The organism is Streptomyces viridifaciens (assembly GCF_001888885.2).
GTDB classification, from domain to species: domain Bacteria; phylum Actinomycetota; class Actinomycetes; order Streptomycetales; family Streptomycetaceae; genus Kitasatospora; species Kitasatospora aureofaciens.
The window spans coordinates 6,720,911-6,744,185 of record NZ_CP090841.1 but is presented as its reverse complement, the minus strand read 5'-3'; the positions used below and the strand labels follow the sequence as shown (position 1 = coordinate 6,744,185).

General features: G+C 73.7%; 21 protein-coding genes. 13 read left to right on the top strand and 8 right to left on the bottom strand.

Annotation, left to right across the window (positions count from 1 at the left end; all coding sequences use genetic code 11):
* Positions 1-4: 4 nt before the first annotated feature.
* On the bottom strand, positions 5-1,066 hold the full coding sequence (locus tag BOQ63_RS37320; protein WP_030278879.1) for an ATP-dependent DNA ligase: 1,062 nt from the start codon (positions 1,064-1,066) through the stop codon (positions 5-7).
* Positions 1,067-1,131: 65 nt separating this feature from the next.
* On the opposite strand from BOQ63_RS37320, the gene ligD reads away from it, so the two are divergent.
* From ligD to BOQ63_RS37305, 3 genes are read left to right on the top strand one after another with little or no spacing between them, the layout of a single operon-like run.
* The gene (gene ligD, locus BOQ63_RS37315; RefSeq protein ID WP_030278881.1) at positions 1,132-2,148 is read left to right on the top strand and encodes a non-homologous end-joining DNA ligase; all 1,017 of its coding nucleotides are present in this window, start codon (positions 1,132-1,134) and stop codon (positions 2,146-2,148) included.
* A gap of 9 nt (positions 2,149-2,157) precedes the next feature.
* Entirely contained in the window at positions 2,158-2,760 is a 603-nt protein-coding gene (locus BOQ63_RS37310; protein ID WP_030550722.1) for a class I SAM-dependent methyltransferase, read from the top strand.
* A 39-nt stretch (positions 2,761-2,799) separates the two neighbouring features.
* Positions 2,800-3,450, top strand: a complete 651-nt coding sequence (locus BOQ63_RS37305) for a GNAT family N-acetyltransferase (protein WP_072655751.1) — start codon at positions 2,800-2,802, stop codon at positions 3,448-3,450.
* Between the two features lie 62 nt (positions 3,451-3,512).
* Here BOQ63_RS37305 and BOQ63_RS37300 read toward each other — a convergent pair whose 3' ends face one another.
* Positions 3,513-4,052 (bottom strand): RICIN domain-containing protein, encoded by a 540-nt coding sequence (locus BOQ63_RS37300; protein ID WP_072655750.1) that lies wholly within the window; start codon positions 4,050-4,052, stop codon positions 3,513-3,515.
* A 119-nt stretch (positions 4,053-4,171) separates the two neighbouring features.
* On the bottom strand, positions 4,172-5,395 hold the full coding sequence (locus BOQ63_RS37295) for an 8-amino-7-oxononanoate synthase (protein WP_030278886.1): 1,224 nt from the start codon (positions 5,393-5,395) through the stop codon (positions 4,172-4,174).
* A gap of 171 nt (positions 5,396-5,566) precedes the next feature.
* On the opposite strand from BOQ63_RS37295, the gene BOQ63_RS37290 reads away from it, so the two are divergent.
* Positions 5,567-8,059 carry a DEAD/DEAH box helicase gene (locus tag BOQ63_RS37290; RefSeq protein ID WP_370863267.1) on the top strand — a complete coding sequence of 831 codons (2,493 nt, stop codon included), beginning with the start codon at positions 5,567-5,569 and terminating at the stop codon, positions 8,057-8,059.
* Between the two features lie 74 nt (positions 8,060-8,133).
* Here the strand turns inward: BOQ63_RS37290 and BOQ63_RS37285 are convergent, their stop codons facing one another.
* Entirely contained in the window at positions 8,134-9,033 is a 900-nt protein-coding gene (locus BOQ63_RS37285) for a hypothetical protein (RefSeq protein WP_141763743.1), read from the bottom strand.
* A 237-nt stretch (positions 9,034-9,270) separates the two neighbouring features.
* On the opposite strand from BOQ63_RS37285, the gene bioB reads away from it, so the two are divergent.
* The 5 genes from bioB to BOQ63_RS37260 all read left to right on the top strand — a co-directional run bounded on the left by bioB (position 9,271) and on the right by BOQ63_RS37260 (position 14,868).
* The gene (bioB, locus tag BOQ63_RS37280) at positions 9,271-10,485 is read left to right on the top strand and encodes a biotin synthase BioB (protein ID WP_030278891.1); all 1,215 of its coding nucleotides are present in this window, start codon (positions 9,271-9,273) and stop codon (positions 10,483-10,485) included.
* Positions 10,486-10,598: 113 nt separating this feature from the next.
* A complete protein-coding gene (locus BOQ63_RS37275) occupies positions 10,599-11,903 on the top strand; it encodes an adenosylmethionine--8-amino-7-oxononanoate transaminase (protein WP_150476272.1) in 1,305 nt (434 codons plus the stop codon).
* Positions 11,900-12,658: a dethiobiotin synthase gene (gene bioD / locus BOQ63_RS37270; RefSeq protein WP_072655748.1), complete on the top strand. Its 759-nt coding sequence runs from the start codon at positions 11,900-11,902 to the stop codon at positions 12,656-12,658. Before BOQ63_RS37275 ends, bioD begins: the two co-directional genes overlap by 4 nt.
* 53 nt (positions 12,659-12,711) lie before the next feature.
* Entirely contained in the window at positions 12,712-13,158 is a 447-nt protein-coding gene (locus BOQ63_RS37265) for a hypothetical protein (RefSeq protein ID WP_030550734.1), read from the top strand.
* 246 nt (positions 13,159-13,404) lie between these two features.
* Positions 13,405-14,868, top strand: a complete 1,464-nt coding sequence (locus BOQ63_RS37260) for an aminopeptidase P family protein (protein ID WP_030550736.1) — start codon at positions 13,405-13,407, stop codon at positions 14,866-14,868.
* 130 nt (positions 14,869-14,998) lie between these two features.
* Here BOQ63_RS37260 and BOQ63_RS37255 read toward each other — a convergent pair whose 3' ends face one another.
* The 3 genes from BOQ63_RS37255 to BOQ63_RS37245 all read right to left on the bottom strand — a co-directional run bounded on the left by BOQ63_RS37255 (position 14,999) and on the right by BOQ63_RS37245 (position 17,859).
* The gene (locus BOQ63_RS37255; protein WP_030278901.1) at positions 14,999-15,670 is read right to left on the bottom strand and encodes a class I SAM-dependent methyltransferase; all 672 of its coding nucleotides are present in this window, start codon (positions 15,668-15,670) and stop codon (positions 14,999-15,001) included.
* 121 nt (positions 15,671-15,791) lie between these two features.
* Positions 15,792-17,180: a sensor histidine kinase gene (locus BOQ63_RS37250; protein WP_223886152.1), complete on the bottom strand. Its 1,389-nt coding sequence runs from the start codon at positions 17,178-17,180 to the stop codon at positions 15,792-15,794.
* Position 17,181: 1 nt separating this feature from the next.
* Positions 17,182-17,859 carry a response regulator transcription factor gene (locus BOQ63_RS37245; RefSeq protein ID WP_030278905.1) on the bottom strand — a complete coding sequence of 226 codons (678 nt, stop codon included), beginning with the start codon at positions 17,857-17,859 and terminating at the stop codon, positions 17,182-17,184.
* A gap of 148 nt (positions 17,860-18,007) precedes the next feature.
* Here BOQ63_RS37245 and BOQ63_RS37240 point away from each other — a divergent pair, with 148 nt between their 5' ends.
* Complete coding sequence (locus BOQ63_RS37240) at positions 18,008-18,613, top strand: hypothetical protein (RefSeq protein WP_150476271.1); 606 nt, start codon at positions 18,008-18,010, stop codon at positions 18,611-18,613.
* A 1-nt stretch (position 18,614) separates the two neighbouring features.
* Positions 18,615-19,415 (top strand): COG4705 family protein, encoded by an 801-nt coding sequence (locus BOQ63_RS37235; RefSeq protein ID WP_046385903.1) that lies wholly within the window; start codon positions 18,615-18,617, stop codon positions 19,413-19,415.
* 119 nt (positions 19,416-19,534) lie between these two features.
* Here BOQ63_RS37235 and paaK read toward each other — a convergent pair whose 3' ends face one another.
* Positions 19,535-20,791 (bottom strand): phenylacetate--CoA ligase PaaK, encoded by a 1,257-nt coding sequence (gene paaK / locus BOQ63_RS37230; protein WP_223886151.1) that lies wholly within the window; start codon positions 20,789-20,791, stop codon positions 19,535-19,537.
* 416 nt (positions 20,792-21,207) lie between these two features.
* Here paaK and BOQ63_RS37225 point away from each other — a divergent pair, with 416 nt between their 5' ends.
* The gene (locus BOQ63_RS37225; RefSeq protein ID WP_150476270.1) at positions 21,208-22,752 is read left to right on the top strand and encodes a class I SAM-dependent methyltransferase; all 1,545 of its coding nucleotides are present in this window, start codon (positions 21,208-21,210) and stop codon (positions 22,750-22,752) included.
* Positions 22,753-22,782: 30 nt separating this feature from the next.
* Entirely contained in the window at positions 22,783-23,058 is a 276-nt protein-coding gene (locus tag BOQ63_RS37220) for a hypothetical protein (protein WP_107488592.1), read from the top strand.
* Positions 23,059-23,275 lie beyond the last annotated feature (217 nt).

Here is a 23,275-nt window from a genome sequence, read left to right as displayed (position 1 = left end):
TACGTCAGATCCCCAACACCTGGCCGAGATCGTACGAGACCGGCTCCTCCAACTGCTCGTAGGTGCAGCTCTCCGGCGTGCGGTCCGGCCGCCAGCGGCGGAACTGCGCGGTGTGCCGGAAACGGCTGCCCTCCATGTGGTCGTAGGCCACCTCGATCACCCGCTCGGGGCGCAGCGCGATCCAGGACAGGTCCTTGCCGCCGGTCCAGCGGCTGACCGCCCCCGGCAGCCGGCCCTCGGCGTGCGCGGCCTCCTCCGCCCAGGCGCCCCAAGGGTGTTGGGCCAGGTCGTCCATCCGGAGCGGGGCCAGTTCCTCGACCAGCTGGCGGCGGCGGGCCATCGGGAAGGCCGCGCAGACGCCGACGTGCTGGAGCTTGCCCTGCTCGTCGTAGATGCCGAGCAGCAGCGAGCCGACCACCGGCCCGCTCTTGTGCTCGCGGTAGCCGGCCACCACGCAGTCGGCCGTGCGCTCGTGCTTGATCTTGTACATGGTCCGCTCCCCCGGCCGGTACGGCTGGTCCAGCGGCTTGGCCACCACCCCGTCCAGCCCGGCACCCTCGAACTCGGCGAACCAGCTCTGCGCGACTTCGCGGTCGGTGGAGGCGGGGGCGGTGAACACCGGGTCGGCCGCCCCGCGCAGCGCCGCCTCCAGGGCCGGGCGGCGCACCGAGAGGGGCTCGTCGACGAGCGGGTCGTCACCCAGGGCGAGCAGGTCGAAGGCGACGAAGGAGGCGGGCGTCCGCTCGGCGAGCAGCCTCACCCGGCTCGCGGCCGGGTGGATCCGCTCCAGCAGCTCCTCGAAGCGCAGCCGCCCGTCCCGGGCGATCACCACCTCGCCGTCCAGCACGCAGCGCGGCGGCAGCTCCCGCCGGAAGGCCTCCACCAGTTCGGGGAAGTACCTGGTCAGCGGTTTGCCGGTGCGGCTGCCGAGCTCCACCTCGTCGCCGTCGCGGAAGACGATCGTGCGGAAGCCGTCCCACTTGGCCTCGTACTGCATCCCCGGCGGGATCTTGGCCACCGACTTGGCGAGCATCGGCGCCACCGGCGGCATCACGGGCAGGTCCATGGGGCCAGCCTCGCGCCAAGCGGCTCGGGGCGCGCGCCGGGCGCCGCGCCCTTACCGTGAGGGGCATGGGCTCAGCCGTCGAACTGGAAGTCGCCGGGCGCACCGTCCGGCTGTCGAACCCGGACAAGGTGTACTACCCCGAGCGCGGCTTCACCAAGCTCGACGTCGCGCAGTACTACCTGGCCGTCGCCGACGGGGTGCTGCGCGGACTGCGGGACCGGCCCACCACCCTCCAGCGCTTTCCCGAGGGGGTCGACGGCGAGTTCTTCTACCAGAAACGCGCCCCCAAGGGCCTGCCGGACTGGCTGCCCACCGCCCGGATCGAGTTCCCCAGCGGCCGCTCCGCCGACGAGATCTGCCCCACCGAACCGGCCGCCGTGCTGTGGGCCGCCAACCTGGGCTGCCTCACCTTCCACCCCTGGCCGGTCCGGCGCACCGACACCGACCACGTCGACGAGCTGCGCATCGACCTCGACCCCCAGCCCGGCACCGACTTCCGCGACGCCGTCCGTGCCGCACACGAACTGCGCGCCCTGCTGGAGGAGCACGGACTGCGCGGCTGGCCCAAGTCCTCCGGCGGGCGCGGCCTTCACGTCTACGTCCCGCTCGTGCCCGAGTGGACCTTCACCGACGGCCGGCACGCCGTGATCGCCCTCGGCCGGCTGCTGGAACAGCGGCTGCCCGGGAAGGTCACCACCGCCTGGTGGAAGGAGGAACGCGGCGAACGGATCTTCGTCGACTACAACCAGATGGCCCGCGACCGCACCATCGCCTCCGCCTACTCCCTGCGCGCCCGCCCCCGCGCCACCGCCTCCACCCCGCTGCGCTGGGAGGAGCTGGACGACGCCGCCCCCGAGGACTTCGACCTGCGGACGGTACCCGCCCGCTTCGCCGAACTCGGCGACCTCAACGCGGAGATGGACGGCCACGCGTACCGGCTGGACAGCGTGCTGGAGCTGTACGAGAAGCAGCTGCACGACGAGGGCCTCGGCGAACTCCCGTACCCGCCCGACCACCCGAAGGCCGCGGGCGAACCCACCCGGGTCCAGCCGAGCCGGGCCCGCAAGAAGCCCGGCCCCTAATCTGACCGGATGCCTTTCGACCACAACGACCACTACCACCCGTTGCTGCTGCGGTCCGTGCCGCCCGACGCCCGCCGCGCCCTGGACGTCGGCTGCGGCACCGGCGCCTTCGCCCGGGCGCTCGCCCGGCGGGGCCTCGAAGTGGACGCCGTCGACCGCGACGAATCCGTGCTCGCCGCCGCCCGGGCGAGCGGCGGGCCGGCGCCGATCCGGTACCGGCAGGCGGACCTCACCGCGCTCCAACTGACGCCCGGCCACTACGACTTCATCTCCTGCCTGGCCAGTCTCCACCACCTGCCGCTCGACACCCTCGCCCGGCTGCGCGAAGCCCTGGCGCCCGGCGGGGTGCTGGTCGTGCTCGGCTGCTACCGGGAGACCACGCCCGGGGACCGGCTGATCAGCCTGACGGCGGTGCCGGTCAACGCGCTGTGCCGGCTCGCCGTCCACCTGCGCGAGCGCGGCGCCCCACCGTCCCGGGTGCGGGCCCCGGTCACGATGCCGCAGACCTCGCTCCCCGAGATCCGGGCGTACGCGGAGCGGCACCTGCCGGGATTCCGGGTGCGCCGACTGCTGTTCTGGCGGTACCTGCTGGCGTATCGCCGCCCATGGTGATCAACTGAGCGGGACGAGTCTTCTCCGGAAGGGACGGGCATGGGCGTGCGGGGGCTGGCGGAGATCCTGGCCGACGCGGCGGGCGGAGCGTTCCCGCCGCCGGACGGGGCGGTCACCGTGGTGCCCCAGCCTGCGCCGCGCGAGGCCGGGGTGCTGGCCCTCGCCGCCCACGCGGTGGTGTTCACCGACGAGGACCCGGACTGGGTGCGCGAGACGCTCGCCGCCACCCCCGGCGACCCGCTGTCCGCGCCGCTCTGCCCGCCCTTCCTGACCGCCTTCGCCGAGCGCACCGGGCGGACCGTCAACAACATCGACCTGCTCACCGTCGCCGACCGCCTCCCCGGCGCCCCGCCGCTGCCGCTCACCCCGGTCGAGGATCGCGAACACCCCCGCGTGGTACGGGCCTTGCGCTACCGCGAGGACGTCCGGGTGTACGAGACCGACGGCGGCGTACTGATCCTCGGCCGCGGCGTGGCGGGCCGCTGGGAGGCCGCCGTCGAGGTCGACCCGCACGCCCAGGGCCGCGGCCTCGGCCGCGCGCTGGCCGTCGCCGCCCGCCACCTCACGCCTTCCGGCGGGACCGTCTGGGCCCAGCAGGCCCCCGGAAACGCCCCCAGCGTCCGCGCCTTCCAGGCCGCCGGCTACCGCCCGATCGGCGCGGAGGCCCTGCTGGTGGTGGGACAGCCGTAGGGATCCTCGACCTCAGCGCACCAGGACGCGGTCGGCGCCGACGTCGTGGTCCCGGGCCCTGATCAGCGCTCGATCGTCAGCCACCGTTGGTTGTTCCCGCCGTTGAGTGCCCACTGGGTCGCGTTCGCGCCGTTCGCGGTGTCCCACCCCGGTATCTCCAGCACCTTCGCGCTGTTGCCGTTGGTGATCAGCCAGCCCTCGGTCGGGCTGTTCCGGCTCCACGACCAACTCTGATTCATTCCGCGGGTGCAGTCCCACTGACGGGCAGGCGCCCCACCATCCGTGCGCCAGTCGGCGATCTCCAGGCAGAGACCGCTGTTCCGGTTGACGAACGCACCCGGAATCCCGGAGGCGAAGTCCCACACCTGGTTGGCCCCACTATGGCAGTCCCATTGGCGCACGGGCGCGCCCGCGTCCGTGCGCCAGTCCGCCACTTCCAGGCACTTGCCGCTGTGAGCGTTGCGCAGCATCGCCGTCTTCGGGGGGATGCCGTTGGGGAAGCCGGGCGGGAAGGAGTCCGCACTCGCCACCGGGGCGCTCACGGCAACCAGCACGGCAGCGCCGAGCGTGGGTAGGAACGAGTGGCGAAAGACGCGGTTCATGTGCGAAGTCCCATCGACGGAGCGAAACTGCCGAAGTCCCGCGGGCACCTGCGCACGACCATTTCGACCGGAACTACGCCCCCGTGCACCGCTCGGTACCCCCCGAACGATCCCGCATCCTACTGATCGGTACCGGTGCGATCCACTGAAATCGCCCCCGCCGGGGCGAGGTTGGCGATGGTGCGGACGGCGTCCGTGATCTGGGTGTCGGTGAGGTCGCCGCGGGCGGTCAGCCGCAGCCGGGAGATGCCGTCCGGGACGGACGGGGGGCGGAAGCAGCCGACGGCGAGGCCGGCGCGGAGGCAGTCGGCGGCCCAGGTGACGGCGGCCTCGGGGCCCGGGGCGCGGACGGAGACCACGGCCGCGTCCGGTTCGCAGGCGTGCAGGCCGGCGGCGGTGAGGCGGGCGGCGAGGGTGCGGGCGACCTCGCGGGCCCGGTCGGCGCGCTGGGGTTCGGCGCGCAGCAGGCGCAGGGCGGCGAGGGCGGCTCCGGCGGCGGCCGGGGCGAGGCCGGTGTCGAAGATGAAGGTGCGGGCGGTCTCGGTGAGGTGGCGGATCACCCGGCGGGGGCCGAGCACGGCGCCGCCCTGCGAGCCGAGGGATTTGGACAGCGTGACGGTGGCGACGGTGTCCGGCTGCCCGGCGAGCCCTGCCGCTGCCAGTGCGCCGCGGCCGCCGGGGCCGAGCACGCCCAGCCCGTGCGCGTCGTCCACCAGCAGCGCGGCGCCGTGCGCCCGTACCGCCTTGGACAGTCCGCGCAGCGGCGCCGCGTCCCCGTCCACCGAGAACACCGAGTCGGTGACCACCAGTGCCCGCCGCTGCGCCCGCCCGGCGAGGATCTCGGCGACGGCCGCAGGGTCGCTGTGCGGGGCCCGGTGGACGTCGGCCCGGGCGAGCCGGCAGCCGTCGATCAGCGAGGCGTGGTTGTAGGCGTCGGAGACGATCAACGTGTCCGGGTCGGTCAGCGCGGTGAGCGCGGCGAGGTTGGCGGTGTACCCGGAGGAGAACACCAGCGCGGCCTCCGCCCCGCAGAACTCGGCCAGCTCCTGCTCCAGTTCGGTGTGCAGCGCGGTCGTCCCGGTGACCAGCCGGGAGCCCGTCGCCCCGCCGCCCCACCGCAGCGCCGCCTCCCCCGCCGCGCGGGTCACCACCGGGTGCCGGGTGAGCCCCAGGTAGTCGTTCCCGGCCAGGTCCAGCACCGGATCCTCCGCCCCACGGCTGCGCAGCCTGCGGGTCAGCCCGGCGTCGGCGCGCAGCTCGGCGGCCTCGTCGAGCCAGTCGAAGACGTGCGCCGGGGCGCGCCCGGCGGCGGTGTGCGGTGCGGGGGTGAGGGGGAGGGTCATGTCCGGCACTCTGGCACGCCCCGCGAACGGGGATCAATGTGCCACTCGGCACATGATCGGCGCGGCCCACTGGCCGGTCGTGACAACCGGGGCCCGGCCGCCGGCCGCTCGGAGGCTTTGCCCGGGGTGGCGGCGAGCAGGCAAGATAGCCGGGTGACCCTCCTTGATCTGATGCCGAAGCCCGCCACTCCCGACGCGCTGTACGAGACGTTCGCAGCCTGGGCGGAGGAGCGCGGGATCACGCTGTACCCGGCGCAGGAGGAGGCGCTGATCGAGCTGGTCTCGGGGAACAACGTGATCCTGGCGACGCCGACCGGCTCGGGGAAGTCCCTGGTGGCGGCGGGTGCGCACTTCGCGGCGCTGGCGGAGGGGCAGCGGACGTTCTACACGGCGCCGATCAAGGCGCTGGTGTCGGAGAAGTTCTTCGACCTGGTGAAGATGTTCGGCACCGAGCAGGTCGGCATGATGACCGGCGACGCGAGCGTCAACCCGACCGCGCCGATCATCTGCTGCACGGCCGAGGTGCTGGCGCAGATCGCGCTGCGGGACGGTGCGCGGGCGGACATCGGCCAGGTGGTGATGGACGAGTTCCACTTCTACGCGGAGCCGGACCGCGGCTGGGCCTGGCAGATCCCGCTGCTGGAGCTGCCGCAGGCGCAGTTCCTGCTGATGTCGGCGACCCTCGGCGACGTCCGCCGCTTCGAGGAGGACCTGACCCGGCGAACCGGCCGCCCCACGACCGTGGTGCGCAACGCGACCCGCCCGGTGCCGCTGTTCTACGAGTACCGGCGCACCACCATGCACGACACCCTGGAGGAGCTGCTGCAGACCGGCCAGGCGCCGGTCTACGTCGTGCACTTCACCCAGAAGGAGGCGGTGGAGCGGGCGCAGTCGCTGATGAGCATCAACATGTGCTCGAAGGCGGAGAAGGAGGCCATCGCCGATCTGATCGGCGGCTTCCGCTTCACCACCAAGTTCGGCCGCAACCTGTCCCGTTTCGTCCGTCACGGCATCGGCGTGCACCACGCGGGCATGCTGCCGAAGTACCGCCGGCTGGTCGAACGCCTCGCTCAGGCGGGCCTGTTGAAGGTGATCTGCGGGACCGACACGCTGGGCGTCGGCGTCAACGTGCCGATCCGCACGGTGCTGTTCACCGCCCTGTCGAAGTACGACGGGCAGCGCGTGCGCATCCTGCGCGCCCGCGAGTTCCACCAGATCGCCGGGCGGGCCGGCCGGGCGGGCTTCGACACCGTCGGCCAGGTGGTCGCCCAGGCGCCGGAGCACGTGATCGAGAACGACAAGGCGATCGCCAAGGCCGGGGACGACCCGAAGAAGAAGCGCAAGGTGGTCCGGAAGAAGGCGCCGGAGGGCTTCGTCGGCTGGACCGAGGAGACCTTCGACAAGCTGATCGCCGCCGACCCGGAGCCGCTGGTCTCCCGGTTCAAGGTGAGTCACGCGATGCTGCTGTCGGTGATCGGCCGCCCGGGCAACGCCTTCGAGGCGATGCGCAAGCTGCTCACCGACAACCACGAGGACAAGGCCGCCCAGCGCCGGCACATCCGCACCGCGATCGCCATCTACCGCTCACTGCTGGAGGGCGGCGTGGTGGAACGGCTGCCGGAGCCGGACGCCGAGGGCCGGATCGTCCGCCTCACCCTGGACCTCCAGGAGAACTTCGCCCTCAACCAGCCGCTGTCCACCTTCGCGCTGGCCTCCTTCGAGCTGCTCGACCCGACCTCGCCGTCCTACGCGATGGACGTGATCTCGGTGGTCGAGGCGACCCTCGACGACCCGCGCCAGATCCTCGCCGCCCAGCAGAACAAGGCGCGCGGCGAGGCCGTCGGCGAGATGAAGCGGGACGGCATCGAGTACGAGGAGCGGATGGAGCGGCTCCAGGAGATCACCTACCCGAAGCCGCTGGAGGAGCTGCTCACCCACGCGTACGAGGTGTACCGCCGGGCGCACCCGTGGATCGGCGACCACCAGCTCCAGCCCAAGTCCGTGGTGCGCGACCTGTACGAGCGGGCGATGACCTTCTCGGACTACGTCGGCTTCTACGAACTGGCCCGCACCGAGGGCATCGTGCTGCGCTACCTGGCCGGGGCGTACAAGGCGCTGGAGCAGACCGTCCCCGAGGACGTGAAGACCGACGACCTGAAGGACGTCATCGCCTGGCTCGGCGAGCTGGTCCGCCAGGTCGACTCCAGCCTGCTGGACGAGTGGGAGCAGCTGGCCAACCCGACCGAGGCCGCCACCGCCGAGGTGACCCTGGACGACAAGCCGGCGCCGGTCACCGCCAACGCCCGGGCCTTCCGGGTGCTGGTGCGCAACGAGATGTTCCGCCGGGTCGAACTGTGCGCCCTGGAGCACTGGGACGAACTCGGCGAGCTGGACGGCGAGTACGGCTGGGACGCGGACCGCTGGGCGGACGCGATGGACGGCTACTGGGACGAGTACGACGACCTGGGCACCGGCCCGAACGCGCGCGGCCCCAAGATGCTGATCATCGAGGAGGAGGACTCCGCCTGGAAGGTCCGGCAGATCTTCGACGACCCGGAGGGCGACCATGACTGGGGCATCAGCGCCGAGGTCGACCTCTACGGCTCGGACGAGGAGGGCCGGGCGGTGCTGCGGGTGACCGCGGTGGATCGGCTCGGCGGCTGACGGACCGTCAGGATCGCGGTTGAGCGACCGTCAAAAGGGGCCCGGCGCGAGCGCGCCGGACCCCTTGGCGTTTGTCACATCCAGACAAACGGCTGACCCGCCGCGTAGGACAGCGCCCGGGTGGCCTCGTCCAGGTTCGGCTCGCCGCCGGAGGCGGTCGGCGTCGGGGTGGACGGCGCCGGGTTCGAGGAGGCGGTGTCGGCCGGGCGGGCGTCGCCGGAGCGGGAGCTGGTGACGGTCACGTAGTGGCCGACCGCCTCGACCCGGGCCTCGCTGCCCGGCTTGGCGCTGCCGGCGGACGGGGCGGGCGCGAAGTTGGTGTCGGCGAGGATGAAGGCGACCGCGCCGGGCTTGCCGCGCAGGGTGTCGGCGGCCCTTACGGCGGCGGCCTGATCGGCGAAGCGCAGCAGGGTGACGCTGCTGCGCACCGGGTGGTCGACGCCGGTGAAGCTGACGATCAGGTAGGCCTGGCAGCCGCTGTCCTTGAGCAGCTCCTGGGTACCGTCCTGGAGCACCTCGTCGCACTTCTCACCCTGCCGGATGCCGTTGCGCCGGGCCTTGTACCCGGCGGCCTCGACCAGCCGTTGGGCGGGGAAGAGGCTGCCGGCGTTGAGGCCCTCGGAGTCGGTGGGCGGCGGCGGGGTGCCGACCACCGGGGGCGTCCTGGCCGCGTCCTTTTGGGACGGGCCGAGGCCGGGTATGTAGTCGCCGGGCGTCGGGCGGGTGATGATCCATCCGCCGGCCGCGACCACGCCGACCATGACGACCCAGCCGACCGCGCGGCGGCCGGTCAGCCGTCGGCCGCGATTGCGGCCCATGCCCCCGGTCGAGGCCTCCCGGGTCGCAGTCTCCCGGCTTGCGGCCTCCCCTGCAGAGGCTTCCCCGATCGGGTCGGGACCCCCGCCGGTCCGCTGTCCTGCCTGGCCGTCCTGGCCCTCTCCCGGAGTCGGGGTGCGCTCCCCCTGCGTGGTCATGGCGCAGATTCTAAGCACCCCCCGCGTGGCCCGGATCACGGGGTCGGGGGGTTGTCGATCTTCCTGTGCGGGCCGGTTTCACTACCCGTCGGTAACCGCGCCCCCGGGCCCCCGTCAAGCGCGTGACCAGCGCCGACGCCGTGAGCTTCGACACTGTGGCAATCGGCACATCCTTCCGGGGATCTTCTGGTGGGTTTGCTCTGGCGCCATTCCGACGCCAGCAGGCAGGATCGGCCCATGGATCTGCTCGATACCCTCACCGCCAAGGGCCTGCGCGGCGAAGTGCCGACCCGCGAGGAGGCCCTCGCCGTCCTCGCCACCACCGACGACGAGCTGCTCGACGTGGTCGCCGCGGCCGGCAAGGTGCGCCGCCGCTGGTTCGGCCGCCGGGTCAAGCTCAACTACCTGGTGAACCTCAAGAGCGGGCTCTGCCCCGAGGACTGCTCCTACTGCTCGCAGCGGCTGGGCTCCAAGGCCGAGATCCTCAAGTACACCTGGCTCAAGCCGGAGCAGGCCGCCGACGCCGCCCGCGCCGGGGTGGCCGGCGGCGCCAAGCGGGTCTGCCTGGTCGCCAGCGGCCGCGGCCCGACGGACCGTGACATCGACCGGGTCACCGACACCATGGCCGCCATCAAGGACGCCGACCCCGAGGTCGAGATCTGCGTCTGCCTCGGCCTGCTCTCCGACAACCAGGCCGAGCGGCTCAAGGCGGCCGGTGCCGACGCCTACAACCACAACCTCAACACCTCCGAGAACACCTACGGGACCATCACCAAGACCCACACCTACGCGGACCGGGTCGACACCGTGCAGAAGGCCCACGGTGCCGGGCTGTCCGCCTGCTCCGGCCTGATCGCCGGCATGGGCGAGACCGACGAGGACCTGGTCGACGTGGTGTTCGCACTGCGCGAGCTCGGCTCGGACTCCGTCCCGGTCAACTTCCTGATCCCCTTCGAGGGCACCCCGCTCGCCAAGGAGTGGAACCTCACCCCGCAGCGCTGCCTGCGCATCCTGGCGATGGTCCGGTTCGTCAACCCCGACACCGAGGTGCGGATCGCCGGCGGCCGCGAGGTGCACCTGCGCTCGATGCAGCCGCTCGGCCTGCACATCGCCAACTCGATCTTCCTCGGCGACTACCTGACCAGCGAGGGCCAGGCCGGCCAGGCCGACCTCGACATGATCAAGGACGCGGGCTTCGAGGTCGAGGGCGCCGGCGAGGCCACCCTGCCGCGCCACCGCGCCGACGTCGCCGAGGCGGCCGCCGCTGCGGGCTCCTGCGGCAGCGCGGCCTCGGCCTGCGGCAGCGGCGGCGGCTGCGGCCCGTGCGGCGGGCACTCGCACGGGGCGCCCGAGGCCGCCCCGGTCACGGAGGGTACGGACGACGGGCTGCGCGAGGACCTGGTCAAGGTCCGCCGCCGCGGCGCCGGTACCGAACTCGCCCCCAACGCCTGACCCTTCGGCGCCCTCGGGCACCCCTGGGCACCCTTGGGCACCCTTGGGCACCCTCGGGCACCCTTGGGCACCCTTGGGCACCCGCCGTCGGAACACTTCGGAGAGACCTCACCATGCCCCAGCTGTCCGCGGACACGCTGCTCGCCCTCGACCGGGCGCACGTCTGGCACCCGTACGGGCCCATGCCAGGCACCGTCACCCCGTACGTGGTCGAATCCGCCTCGGGCGTCCGGCTGCGCCTCGCCGAGCCCGTCGCGGACGGGCGGCGCGAGCTGGTCGACGGGATGTCCTCCTGGTGGGCGGCCATCCACGGCTACCGGCACCCGGTGCTGGACGCGGCCGTGCGCGAGCAGCTGGGGCGGATGAGCCACGTCATGTTCGGCGGGCTCACCCACGAGCCCGCCGTCCGGTTGGCCGCCCGGCTGGTGGAGATCACCCCGGAGCCGCTGCAGCACGTCTTCCTCGCCGACTCCGGCTCGGTGGCGGTCGAGGTCGCCATGAAGATGTGCCTGCAGTACTGGCAGTCGACCGGACGGCCGGAGAAGCGCCGGCTGCTCACCTGGCGCGGCGGGTACCACGGCGACACCTTCCACCCGATGTCGGTCTGCGACCCCGACGGCGGGATGCACCACCTGTGGGGCGGGGTGCTGCCCGGGCAGCTCTTCGCGCCCCAGCCCCCGGCCGGCTTCGACGCCCCGCTCGACCCCGAGTACGCGTCGCTCTTCGAGGGGTTGATGGAGCGTCACACCGACGAGCTGGCGGCCGTCATCGTCGAACCGGTGGTCCAGGGCGCCGGCGGGATGCAGTTCCACTCCCCCGCCTACCTGCGGATGCTGCGCGAACTCTGCGACCGGTACGGGGTACTGCTGGTCTTCGACGAGATCGCCACCGGCTTCGGCCGCAGCGGCGCGCTGTTCGCCGCCGACCACGCGGGCGTCTCCCCCGACGTGATGTGCCTGGGCAAGGCCCTCACCGGCGGGTACCTGACGCTCGCCGCCGCGCTGTGCACCGGCGAGATCGCCGACGGGATCAGCCGCGGCGAGATGCCTGTACTGGCCCACGGCCCGACCTTCATGGGCAACCCGCTGGCCTGCGCGGCCGCCAACGCCTCGCTGGACCTGCTGCTCGGGCAGGACTGGGCGGTGGAGGTCAAGCGCATCGAGGCCGGGCTGTCCGAGGGCCTGGCTGCGGCTTCGGACGTGCCGGGTGTTCGTGACGTCCGGGTCCGGGGCGCCATCGGCGTGGTGCAGTTGGACCACCCGGTGGACGTCCCGGCGGCGACCGAGGCGGCGGCCCGCGAGGGCGTCTGGCTGCGGCCGTTCCGGGACCTCGTCTACACCATGCCCCCCTACGTGACGCAGGACGAGGACGTGGCACGGATCGCTGCCGCCGTGACCGCCGCGGCGGTGGCCGGATGAGCGCGCGCATCCTGTTCGTGACGGGCACCAACACGGACGTCGGCAAGACCGTCGCCACGGCGGCCGTCGCCTCGGCGGCGCTCCGGGCCGGGCGGAAGGTCGCCGTGCTCAAGCCCGGGCAGACCGGCGTGGCCCCCGGCGAGCCGGGCGATGCGGCCGAAGTCGCCCGACTGGCGGGTGACCTGACGATCAGCGAGCTGGCGCGCTATCCGGAGCCGCTGGCGCCGGACACCGCCGCTCGGCGGTCGGGCCTGCCCTACCTCTCCCCCGCCGAGGTGGTAGCCGAAGTCGCCGACCTGGCCGCCACCCACGACGTGGTCCTGGTCGAAGGCGCGGGCGGCCTGCTGGTCCGCTACGACGACCAGGGCCGTACGCTCGCCGACCAGGCCCGGGCCGTCCTCGACGCCGGCCTCCCGGCCGAGGTGCTCCTGGTCGCCTCCGCCGGGCTCGGCACCCTGAACATCGTCGCGCTCACGGCGGAGGCCCTCGCGGCCCGCGGACTCCCGCTCGCCGGCGTCCTGGTCGGCTCCTGGCCGACCGACCCCGGCCTCGCCGAACGCTGCAACCTCGCCGACCTGCCGCGCTCCGCCGGTGCCCCGCTGCTCGGAGCCCTGCCGGAACGGGCGGGCGCGGCGGAGGACTTCACCGAGGTGGCCCTCGCTTCCCTGGCCCCTGAGCTGGGCGGCACCTGGGACGCGGAGCACTTCGCACACGTCCATCGGCCGGAACCGGGTCCGCGTCCCCCGAAGGTGTGATCCCGGCGCCCAAACCGTGCGGGATGCGGTACCGGCTCAATACCGTTCCCGGTATGACAGACGGGCTGACCGTGGACGAGGCCCTGCGGGCCTTGGCCGCCCTCGAGGCGGCGTGGAAGGACGACGACGAGGCCCTGTCCGCCCTTGCGGCGGGCGGGGCCGACGAGCGGCCGCTGCCGGCGCTGGTCGCCGCGTACGGCGAGCACGCGATGGACACCCTGATGGCGCTGGCCTTCGGCCTGCGGTCCAGCATGAGCGACGAGGAGATCGCGGAGCTGTCGGACGCCGTCAGCGCCAACATCGGCGCCCGGATGAGCGCCCTGCTCACCCAGACCCTCAAGGCCTGGGGAACGGTCGCCGAGGCGGACGACCTCTCCGTCACCAAGATCATCGCCCACACGGTCATCGACGCCATGCGCGCCGTCACGGAGGACCCGACCAGGACCGAAGTCCTGCCCCTGCTGGCCACCTTCCGCAACTACGCCCTCAACGACGGCTGAGGGACTGCACTTTTCGGGGCGGGCTTCGAGCGGTCTCGAAGCCCGCCCCGTTATGTGCGCACCCTCAACCATGCGGCTGCTGATCGACGACCTTTTCAGCGGGGGCACGGGCGGGCCCGGCACCAGGGCACCGTCGGCACCGGCCTCTTCTCTTCGGTCCCCGTTCGATATACGGTACACAACGCTTGTTACGTACCCGGCAGGTCGGCGCGACGGTGCGCCGTATCCCCCTCTGGAGAGTCCGCTGTGACCGAGCCCGCCCAGCCCGCCCAGCCCACCGAGTCCACCCCGTCCATCAGGTACCGCAAGAACGGCCTCACGCGCGGGGTGACCGAGGAACTCGCCGAGAGCATGAAGCACGGCTGGGCCGACACCGAGCGCCACGCCCTGGAGCCGGTCCCGCAGGCCGCCCACACCGAGCGTCGCCGGGCCGAACTGTCCGCCGCCTTCCCGGGCGAGCTGCTGGTGGTCCCGTCCGGCAACCCCAAGGTACGGGCCAACGACACCGACTACCCCTTCCGCCCGTCCTCCGACTACGTCTACCTGACCGGCGACCAGTCCCAGGACGCCGTGCTGGTGCTGGAGCCCACCGGGGACAGCGGCCACCGGGCCGTGCTCTACCTGCGCGACCGCTCCGACATCGAGAGCGGCGAGTTCTGGCTGGACGGCCACGGCGAACTGTGGGACGGGCGCCGCAACAGCCTGACCGAGAGCGAGCGGCTGTTCGGCCTGCCCTGCCGGGACGTCCGCACCGTGTGTGCCGACCTGGCCGCGGCCACCGCCCCGGTCCGGGTTCTGCGCGGGCACGACGCCGGGGTGGAGGAGACCCTGCGGGACCGGACGACCGCCGAGCGGGACGCCGACTTCGAGGTCTTCCTGTCCGGAATGCGCCTGGTGAAGGACGAGTTCGAGATCGCCCAGCTGCGTCTCGCCTGCCAGGCGACCGCCCGCGGCTTCGAGGACGTGGTGCGCGTCCTCGGCACGGACGCCGCGACGCCGGAGCGGCTGATCGAGGGCACCTTCTTCGTCCGGGCCCGGCTGGAGGGCAACGACGTCGGCTACAGCACCATCGCCGCCGCCGGACCGCACGCCACCACCCTGCACTGGGTGCGCAACAACGGCCAGGCCCGCCCCGGCGACCTGCTGCTGCTCGACGCCGGTGTGGAGACCAACGAGCTCTACACCGCCGACGTGACCCGCACCCTGCCGGTCTCCGGCCGCTTCACCGACATCCAGCGCAAGGTCTACGACGCGGTGCACGCCGCCCAGGAGGCCGGCATCGCCGCCGTCCGGCCGGGCGCGGACTTCCGCGACTTCCACCACGCCGCCCAGCGCGAGCTCGCCGAACACCTCACCGCCTGGGGCCTGTTCGGCGACCTCACCGCCGACAAGGTGTACGAGCTGGGCCTGCACCGCCGCTTCACCCTGGCCGGGACGGGCCACATGCTCGGCATCGACGTCCACGACTGCGCCCACTCCCGCACCGAGGAGCACGTCGACGGCACGCTGCTGCCGGGCATGGTGCTCACCGTCGAGCCGGGCCTGTACTTCCAGGAGAACGACCTGACGGTGCCGGAGGAGTACCGCGGCATCGGCGTCCGGATCGAGGACGACATCCTGGTCACCGAGGACGGCAACGAGAACCTCTCCGCCGACCTCCCCCGCGGCTCCGAGGAGGTCGAGGCCTGGCTGGCCCGCCTGCGCGGCTGACGGGCGCAACGGCAGCGGTGCGGCCCCCGGGACGGATCACCCGAGGGCCGCACCCGGCGCTCGCTTCAACTCGCCGAAGGCCGCCAGGCGGCGCCGCGCGCGACTGCGCGCCGAGCGCGGCAGGCGCGGGTCAGCCGAGGCGCCACACGGTGGTGGTCTTGACCGAGGCGTCCTCCAGGTCCGCGACCACTGGCACCTGGTAGGCGGCGACGGCGGTGAACCGTTCGCGGGGCAGGTAGGCCCGGCCCGGGTCGCCGACGATCACGGTGGCGCCGCGGGCGGCGGCCCGTTCCAGGAAGGGCAGGAAGCGGGCGGCCATGGCCCGTTCGTAGAAGACGTCCCCGGCGAGCACCACTTCGGCGGGGGCGCCGTCCCCGTCCACCAGGTCGACCAGGGCGCCCGCCACCCGTACGCCGTTGGCCTCGGCGTTCAGCTCGATCGCGGCCACCGCGTAGGCGTCGATCTCGGCGGCGCGCACCTCCTTCGCCCCGCGCAGCGCGGCCGCCACCCCGACCAGTCCGGATCCGGCGGCGATGTCCAACACCGCTCGCCCGTCGACCAGTTCGGGGTGGTCCAGGACGTAGCGCGCGACCGCCACCCCGCCGGCCCAGGCGAACGCCCAGAACGGGGGCGGCAGTCCGTCCCGGCCGCGCTCGCGCTCGGTGGTCTCCCACAGCGCGATGGCGTCCTGCGCCATGTGCAGGCGGATCTCGGGCACGAAGGGTACGGGCGTCAGCTCCGTCTCCCGCCGGATGAAGGCGGGGTCGGCGTCGGCTCGAAGAGTTCGCAGCTCACTCGGCATGCCCGCAGCATAGGGCCTTCCGGGTACGGCTCCCGCCCGGTCGCCAGGACGGAGAACGCGCCTTCAGACGGCCGCCGCGAGAGCACGAGCCCTCAGACGGCCGCCGCGAGAGCACGGGCCCTCAGTCGGCCGCGGTCAGCGGGATCGTCGCGGTGAGCCGGGCGCCGGTCGGGGTCGGGGTGACGGCGAGGGTGCCGTGGTGGTGGCGGGCGATGTCGCGGGCGATCGACAGGCCCAGGCCGGTGCCACCGTGGTCGCGGGAGCGGGCGTCGTCGAGGCGGGTGAAGCGTTCGAAGACCCGCTCGCGGTCGGCGGGCGGGATGCCGGGGCCGTCGTCCTCGACGTCCAGCAGGGCGAGGCCGCGCGCCGGGTCGGTGCCGAGGCGCACGTGCACGGTGGTGGCCGCGTGGCGGTCGGCGTTGTCCAGCAGGTTGGTGAGCAGCCGGCCCAGCCAGAGCGGGATGCCGTCGACGGTGACCCCGGGGGCGAGGTCGGTGGTGCGGCGGTGGGGGCCGGACGGGCGGGCGAGGACGGTGGTGGCGACCAGGTCGGTGAGGTTGATCCGATGGCGGGGGCGGTCGTCGGTGCCGCCGGCGTCCAGCCGGGCGAGCAGCAGCAGGTCGGTGGCCAGGTTCTGCAGCCGGTCGGTGTCCGCCAGGGCGCCGTGCACCAGTTCGGCGCGGACCGCCGGGTCCGGGTGGGTGTCGGCGACCTCCAGCTGGGTGCGCAACACCGCGAGGGGGCTGCGGAGTTCGTGCGAGGCGTCGGCGATGAACTGCCGCTGGCGGCGGCCGGAGGCCTCCAGCCGGTCGAGCATCGCGTTCATGGTGGCGGCGAGCCGGGCGATCTCGTCGGCGGTGCCGGGTTCGGGGACGCGGCGGTGCAGGTCCTGCCCGGTGATGGCGTCGACCTCGGCGCGGATCGCCTCCACCGGGCGCAGCGCCTGCCCGGTGACCTTCCAGGTGACCACCACCCCGGTGAGCAGCAGCAGCGGGCAGGCGACGGCCAGCCCGGCCTGGGTGATGTCCATGGCCTCGTCGGCGGCGCGCAGCGAGGCGCCCGCGTAGACGGTGACCGGCCCGTCGGGGGTGTCGGCGGTGACGGCGGCGAGCCGCTGGCGGTGGTGGTCGTACAGCGGGTCGACGTCGTCGGTGGTGTGCGAGCCGGTGCGCCGCGCGGTGGCCAGGGCGGGGCGGCCGGCCAGGTTGGGGCTGGCGGCGAGGACGGTGCCGCGGGCGTCGACGACCTGGAGGAAGTCGGTGCCGTGGGCGGGGTGCAGGACGGGCACCAGCCGCCCCTGGACGGCGAGTTGGGCGACCGACTCGGCCTGCTGGCGGGTGGCGGAGGCGGCCGAGGCGACCAGGTCGGCGTGCACGGCGGCGAGCAGTCCGGCCCCGGCCAGGGCGAGCGCGGCGGCCAGCACCGTACCGGCGGCCGCGGTGGCCCGGGCCCGTACCGTACGGGGGACGAACCGGCGCAGTGGAGAGGGGAGTTGCCGAGGTCGGAGCACGTCAGCCGCCGGCCGGGTCGAGCCGGTAGCCTGCGCCGCGCATGGTCTGCAGGGCGGCCCGGCCGAAGGGCGCGTCGATCTTGCGCCGCAGCGCGTGGACGTGCACCTCGACGATGCTCGGGTCGGCGTCGTGGTCGGCGTCCCAGACGTGGTCGAGGATCTCGCGCTTGGAGACCACCGTCCCGGCCCGGGCGGCCAGGTGTTCCAGGATCGCGAACTCGCGGGCGGTCAGGTGAGTGGGGGTGCCGGCCCGGGTGCAGGTGCGGGCGTTGGCGTCCAGGACCAGGTCGCCGAGGGTGTGCAGCCGGGGGCGCTGCCGGTCGATCCGCCGGTGCAGGGCGCGCAGCCGGGCGAGCAGCACGACGAAGGAGAACGGCTTGGAGAGGTAGTCGTCGGCACCGGTGTCCAGGGCCTCGGCCTCGTCCCACTCACCGTCCTTGGCGGTGAGCATCAGGATGCCGGCCCGGCAGCCGCCCGCGCGCAGCCGGGCGCAGACCCGGTAGCCGTTGAGGCCGGGCAGCATGATGTCGAGGACGATCACGTCGTAGGGGTGTCGCTCGGCGAGGGCGAGGCCCTCGGGGCCGTTGTGGGCGGTGTCGACGGTGTGTCCGTCGGCCTCCAGCCCGCGCCGCAGCGCGGTGGCCATCCGGTGTTCGTCCTCCACGACGAGTATGTGCATCCCTTCAGGGTGCCAGGTGCTCCTGAGAGCTCCCGACCCGCCTTAAGCGCAGGTTCAGGTACGGTCCGCCATGATCGCCGGGCGCGGCCCGGGCGGTACCGGGCCGGACGCTGAGCGCAGCAGCCGCACGAGGCAAGGAGTGCCCCCGATGACCGACCCCCTGTCGTCCACCACCCCGCAGCCCGGGATCGAGCCGGAGATCCCGGAGGTGCCGCCGCTCGCGCCCCGCCGTCGGCGCGCGGAGCGCCTGCGCGCCTGGGCGGGCGGGCGGGAGCGCCGGATAGCCGCGTCGGTGGCGGCGGTGGCGCTGCTCGCCGGGGGCGGGCTCGCGGTCGCGGCAGCGGCGCACGAGGGACACGGGGAGCGCGGGCACGGGCACGGGCAGCGCGAGGCGGCGGCCCGGTCCGAGGACGGGAACGGGCACGAGTACGGGAACGGTCACGAGTACGGGAACGAGCGCGGGACCGGGAACGAGCACGGGACCGGGAACGGGCACGGGAAGCAGCGCGGGCACGGCCACGGCGAGGCGCCCGCCCCGCTGCCCTCCTTCGCCGCCTCCGCCGCCCTGGACAAGGCCCAGGCCGCCGTCCCCGGCGGCCGTGCCGAGTCGCTGAGCCGGGTGACCGCGCAGGGCGGCGGCGCGGCCTGGGCCGTGACGGTCGTCGGCCAGGACGGCGTGCGCCACCTGGTGACGGTGGACGGCACCGACGGCCAGCTCACCTCCAACACCGTCGTCGACGGCTCGGAGGGCTGACGTGGCCCGGTCCTACGCGCCGGCCGCACCCCGCCCCGCCGCGCCGGACGGCGTCCGGGCCGCCAGCAAGGTCCCCGTGGTGGACGGCTGGTTCTGGGTGGTGAAGGTGCTGACCACCGGCATGGGCGAGACCCTGTCGGACTTCCTCGCCAAGACCTTCGACCCGGTCCTGGCGGTGGGCGCCGCCGGACTGCTGCTGGCCGTCACCCTGCTGGTGCAGCTGCGCACCCGCCGCTGCGTGCCCGGGCTGTACTGGGCGGTGGTCGTGCTGGTGAGCGTGTTCGGCACGATGGTCGCCGACGTGGCGCACGTCGCGCTCGGCGTCCCGTACGCGCTGTCGGCCGGTGCGCTGGCGGGGGCGCTGGCGGCGCTGTTCCTGCTCTGGCACCTGGTGGAGGGCTCGCTGGCGATCGACCGGGTGACCGGGCTGCGCCGGGAGCTGTTCTACTGGGCGGCCGTGCTGCTGACCTTCGCGCTGGGCACCGCGCTCGGCGACCTGACGGCGGCCACCCTCGACCTCGGCTACCTGGTGGCCGGTGTGGGCTTCGCGGTGCTGATCGCCGTTCCGGCGGTGGCGGCGCGGGCCCGCTGGGTGGGCCCCGTGGCCGGGTTCTGGTGGGCGTACGTGCTGACCCGCCCGCTGGGCGCCTCGTTCGCGGACTGGCTGGGCGTCGGCGCGGACCGCGGCGGCATCGGCCTGGGCACCGGCCCGGTCAGCCTGGCCCTGGCCGTGCTGATGGCGGTAGCCCTGGCCCTGTCCGCACGATCCCACCGCCGCGTGGCTGGACTCATCGCCCACTGACCGTCTACATTGCTGTAGACGTCGGAGGCGCACGGCATCACCCCCCGGACAGCCGTGCGCCTCCGACCTCCTCTTCGCGCGAACGCTCGTCCTCTTTGCGCGAACGCTCGTCCCACTTCTCAGGACCGCTCGTCCACCACCCGCTTGATCTTCCCGACCGAGCGCTCCAACGTGTACGGATCCACCACCTCGGCCGCGACCGTCACGCCCACCCCGTCCTTCACCGCCCGGACGATCGACTCCCGGGCCGCCGCCCGCAGTTCGGCGGGCGCCTCCGGGCGGGCCTCCACCCGCACCGTCAGGTGGTCCATCCGCCCCTGCCTGGTCAGCCGCAGCTGGAAGTGCGGGGCGACACCCGGCGTGCGCAGCAGGATCTCCTCGATCTGGGTCGGGAAGAGGTTCACCCCGCGCAGGATGATCATGTCGTCGCTGCGCCCGGTGACCTTCTCCATCCGCCGGAAGGCCGGCCGCGCGGTGCCCGGCAACAGTCTGCTGAGATCGCGGGTGCGGTAGCGGACGACCGGCAGCGCCTCCTTGGTGAGGGAGGTGAAGACCAGCTCGCCGCCCTCGCCCGCGGGCATCACCAGGTCGGTGAAGGGGTCCACGATCTCCGGGTAGAAGTGGTCCTCCCAGATGTGCAGCCCGTCCTTGGTCTCCACGCACTCCTGGGCGATGCCGGGGCCGACCACCTCGGAGAGGCCGTAGATGTCGACGGCGTGCAGGTCGAGCCGTTCCTCGATCTCGCGCCGCATCTCCTCCGTCCAGGGCTCGGCACCGAAGATGCCCACCTTCAGCGAGCTGGCGCGCGGGTCGAGGCCCTGCTTCTCGAACTCGTCCAGCAGGGTGAGCAGGTAGGACGGGGTGACCATGATGATCTCGGGGCGGAAGTCCTGGATCAGCTGAACCTGCCGGGCGGTCATGCCGCCGGAGGCCGGAATGACGGTGCAGCCGGCTCGTTCGGCGCCGCAGTGGGCACCCAGGCCGCCCGTGAACAGCCCGTAGCCGTATGCGATGTGCACCTTGTGGCCGGGGCGGCCGCCGGCCGCGCGGATCGAGCGGGCGACCACGTCGGCCCACATGGACAGGTCGTTCTCGGTGTAGCCGACCACGGTCGGGCGCCCGGTGGTGCCGCTGGAGGCGTGGATCCGGCGGACCTGCTCCATCGGGACGGCGAACATGCCGAAGGGGTAGCCCTCGCGCAGGTCGGCCTTGGTGGTGAAGGGGAACCGGGCGAGGTCGTCCAGGGTGCGGCAGTCCTCGGGGCGCACGCCGGCCGCGTCGAACTTGCGGCGGTAGAGCTCGACGTTGTCGTAGGCGTGCCGCAGGGTGGCGCGGAGGCGGTCGAGCTGGTGGGCGCGCAGTTCATCGACGCCCATCCGTTCACCGGCGTCCAGCAGGGCGGGTGGAATCGGCTCCCCCAGGCGTCGCCCCGGGCCTCGTCCGAGGCGTCGCCCCAGGCCTCGCCCCAGGCCTCGGTCCGGGCCCCGTCCCGGTTCGGATGAGCTGCCGGTCATCGTCGCTCCTTCGCAGGTCGGCCGATCCTGGGAGCCCGACCGATCGTTCGGTCTGGACGGGCCCTGGCCAAGTAATCCAGCACCCGGACACACCTGTCAATAGCGTGCGCAGTGGTTCCGGAATGCGAGGTTCCGGCGCCTTCGTGCCGGGATTCCCGTCGCCGCTTGGCTGGCCGATATGAAAATCATTACGGAATTTTGACTCGGCGGCGCCCGCTGCGGGCCCGGACCCATGGTTCAGTAGTGCGGCTTCTCCCCCGCACCCCGGAGTGATCACCTTGGCCTCGACCCCTGCGCTGGTCAGCGCGCTGCGCGAGCTCGGCGACCGGCCCGCCGTCGTCGCCGACGGACGCGCGATCAGCGGCATCGGCCTGCTGCTCGGCGTCTCCCCGCCGGGCGGCCTGCCGCGGGCCCTCGCCGATCGCGTCGCCGAACACGCCGCACTGGCGCCCTCCGCCGCCCGCGCCGCCGAGGAGCGGCTCCGCCACTGGGCCGGCGTCCTCGGCCCGCCACCGATCCGGCACACCGTGCTGCACCCGGCCACCGACCTCGCCGTGGAACTCGCCCTGGCCACCCTGCTGGCCGGCGGCACCGTGCACTGCGCCGACCCCGACCAGGCGCCCGAACAGCAGCTCACCGCCATCGCCGCCAACGGCACCACCCACCTCAGCCTGCCCTCCACCCTGCTCTGGCGGCTCAGCCGCCAGCCCGGCCTGGCCGAGCACAGCCTCGCCGCGCTGCGCCTGGTCCTGCACGTCGGACCGGAGCCCCGGCAGGACGACGTGTACGCCGCCGTCGACGCCCTCGGCGCCGTCCTCGCCCACGTCCGTGCCCCGCACAGCCAGGCCGAGGCCGCCGACCGGCGGCTGCGCGCCGACGCCGAGACCGCCACCGCCGCCGCCTGGAAGCACAGCATCGGCGTCACCGCCGAACAGATCACAGGGTTCGGCGCCCACCTCGACCGGGCCGTCCTCAGCGCCCTGCTGCACACCCTCCAGCAGGCCGGAGTGCTCACCGACCCCTCCCGCGGCTGGTCGGAGGCCGAACTCCTGGCCACCGCCCTCGTCACCCCCGCCCAGCGCCCCCGGGTCGGCCGCTGGCTGGACGCCCTCGCCCGGCACGGCCTGATCACCCGCCAGGACGGCGGCGCCCAGGGCCCGCTCTTCCACGGCACCCCCGAAATCACCGCCGCCCACGTCCGGGAGGCCTGGCGGCCCGCCGTCGAGAGCTGGGCCGACGGCCTCGGCACCGCCCCCGTTCTGGATCGGGTCCGACGCAGCGCACTGCGCCTGCCCAAGCTGCTCACCGGCGAGGAGACGCCCCGCCCCGCCGCCGCCCCGGTCCGCTGGGCCGCCGCCCGCGGCTACCTCGGCGCCGCGCTCGGCACACTCGTGCGCGCCACCGCCGAGACCCACGACGGGCCGCGGCCGCTGCGGGTCCTCGAACTCGACCGCGACGGCGCCGAGACCGCCGTCGCCCGCGCCTTGGCCGCCCGGCCCCGGCAGAACGCCGACCACCACCTCGCCCCCGACGGCGGACGCTACGACGTCGTGGTCGCCACCGCCGCCGGCCGTCCCGACGAGGAGGTTCCGGCGCTCGTCGACCAGCTCGCCCCCGGCGGCCGGCTGCTGCTGCTCGCACCCGTCACCGAACAGCTCGACCTGCTGATCACCGGTGACCACCGCGGCCTCACCGCCCACCCGGCCGACCACTGGCGGGGCGCCCTCACCGCCGCGGGCTGCCCCACCGTGCTCACTCTGCCGGCGGACGGGCACCCGATGGGGCTGCTGGGGCAGGGACTGTTCGCGGCACGGGTCGACTGACCGCACCGTCCGCGGGCTACGATCGGGCGCATGGCCGCTTCCGTGCGTTCGATCCGCTCCCGCACCTCGCTCGGCTCGATCGGTTCCATCGGTTCCATCGGCTCGCTGCTGTCCATCGGCTCGGTCGGGTCCGTCCTCTCCATCGGCTCGGTCGGCAGCGTGCTGTCCGTCGGCTCGGCCGGCTCCGTCTTCAGCGCGTTCTCCGCGTGCTCCTGGCTCAGCATCGGCTCGCTGCTGTCGGTGCGCTCCCGCTGGTCCGTACGGGGCCGGCGCCCGGGGCGGGGGCCGGCCGTGCTCGACCGGTGAAGCAAGGGTCACGTACTGCCACCCCGATCCGTACCATTTCGATACCGAAGCCCGGGTGAGCTGCGGGAATCCTCGCCGCGCCGGGGCGTCCCCCGGTAGGCTCCGGCCCCAGGGCCTGTCCGGCGGGCGGCGGCGCGCCGCCCGTGCCGGCGTACCGGGGGCAGACCCCCGCGGGCCACTCGGTGGGCTCCGCGCACTCGACACCGCGCGCCAGGGC

Coding starts and splice junctions, on each gene's coding strand:
- BOQ63_RS37295 (WP_030278886.1), bottom strand. CDS start 5,395: ATGACCCTCCCCCTCACCCCCGCACCGCACACCGCCGCCGGGCGCGCC.
- paaK (WP_223886151.1), bottom strand. CDS start 20,791: ATGGGCGTCGATGAACTGCGCGCCCACCAGCTCGACCGCCTCCGCGCC.
- BOQ63_RS37305 (WP_072655751.1), top strand. CDS start 2,800: ATGGGCGTGCGGGGGCTGGCGGAGATCCTGGCCGACGCGGCGGGCGGA.
- BOQ63_RS37220 (WP_107488592.1), top strand. CDS start 22,783: ATGGCCGCTTCCGTGCGTTCGATCCGCTCCCGCACCTCGCTCGGCTCG.
- BOQ63_RS37290 (WP_370863267.1), top strand. CDS start 5,567: ATGCCGAAGCCCGCCACTCCCGACGCGCTGTACGAGACGTTCGCAGCC.
- BOQ63_RS37275 (WP_150476272.1), top strand. CDS start 10,599: ATGCCCCAGCTGTCCGCGGACACGCTGCTCGCCCTCGACCGGGCGCAC.
- bioB (WP_030278891.1), top strand. CDS start 9,271: ATGGATCTGCTCGATACCCTCACCGCCAAGGGCCTGCGCGGCGAAGTG.
- BOQ63_RS37310 (WP_030550722.1), top strand. CDS start 2,158: ATGCCTTTCGACCACAACGACCACTACCACCCGTTGCTGCTGCGGTCC.
- BOQ63_RS37285 (WP_141763743.1), bottom strand. CDS start 9,033: ATGACCACGCAGGGGGAGCGCACCCCGACTCCGGGAGAGGGCCAGGAC.
- BOQ63_RS37245 (WP_030278905.1), bottom strand. CDS start 17,859: ATGCACATACTCGTCGTGGAGGACGAACACCGGATGGCCACCGCGCTG.
- BOQ63_RS37240 (WP_150476271.1), top strand. CDS start 18,008: ATGACCGACCCCCTGTCGTCCACCACCCCGCAGCCCGGGATCGAGCCG.
- ligD (WP_030278881.1), top strand. CDS start 1,132: ATGGGCTCAGCCGTCGAACTGGAAGTCGCCGGGCGCACCGTCCGGCTG.
- BOQ63_RS37320 (WP_030278879.1), bottom strand. CDS start 1,066: ATGGACCTGCCCGTGATGCCGCCGGTGGCGCCGATGCTCGCCAAGTCG.
- BOQ63_RS37255 (WP_030278901.1), bottom strand. CDS start 15,670: ATGCCGAGTGAGCTGCGAACTCTTCGAGCCGACGCCGACCCCGCCTTC.
- BOQ63_RS37300 (WP_072655750.1), bottom strand. CDS start 4,052: ATGAACCGCGTCTTTCGCCACTCGTTCCTACCCACGCTCGGCGCTGCC.
- bioD (WP_072655748.1), top strand. CDS start 11,900: ATGAGCGCGCGCATCCTGTTCGTGACGGGCACCAACACGGACGTCGGC.
- BOQ63_RS37265 (WP_030550734.1), top strand. CDS start 12,712: ATGACAGACGGGCTGACCGTGGACGAGGCCCTGCGGGCCTTGGCCGCC.